Below are 547 nucleotides of genomic sequence, written 5' to 3' on the forward strand. Positions count from 1 at the left end.
CGGCGGGGGCCAGAGATTTTTCGACGGTGTGCCCTTCGTGGGTGACCTGACAGGTCACGGACTGGTAGCTCTTCCACTGGTTGGCGGTCAGGTGCAGGAAGGAGCTGGCGGCGTACTTGTTGTTGGACTGCTTGCTTGGCTGGGTGGTGTCCACTCCCTGGGTCACGCTGTTTCCGTCGGCCTTCCAGTTCACCTTCACGGTGCGGGGGTAGAAGTCGGAGATCAGGCACACCAGGGTGGCCTTGTTGTCCTTCAGCTCCTCGGAGGAGGGAGGGAACAGGATCACGGATGGGGTCACGGCTGGCTGCCTCTTGATCTCCACCTTGGTGCCCTGGCCGAAGGTCCAGGGGTAGTTGTAGTCCTGCAGGCAGTAGTAGGTGGCGAAGTCCTCGGGCTGCAGGGAGCTGATGGTCAGGGTGAAGTCGGTTCCGGAGCCGCTGCCGGAGAACCGGCTGGGCACTCCGGACTGCAGGGTGCTGGCGGAGTAGATCAGCAGCTTGGGGGCCTTGCCGGGCTTCTGCTGGTACCAGCCCAGGTCGTTCCTGAT

At 63.1% G+C, this 547-nt stretch carries 1 protein-coding gene; it reads right to left on the reverse strand.

Translation table 11 applies throughout. From position 1 onward, the window contains the following. Window positions 1-547 (reverse strand): immunoglobulin domain-containing protein (locus H4O18_RS21915; protein ID WP_187588657.1); only part of this gene is annotated, 547 nt, incomplete at both ends.

The organism is Arenibacter arenosicollis (assembly GCF_014397245.1).
In the GTDB taxonomy this organism is placed as follows: Bacteria; Bacteroidota; Bacteroidia; order Flavobacteriales; family Flavobacteriaceae; genus Arenibacter; species Arenibacter arenosicollis.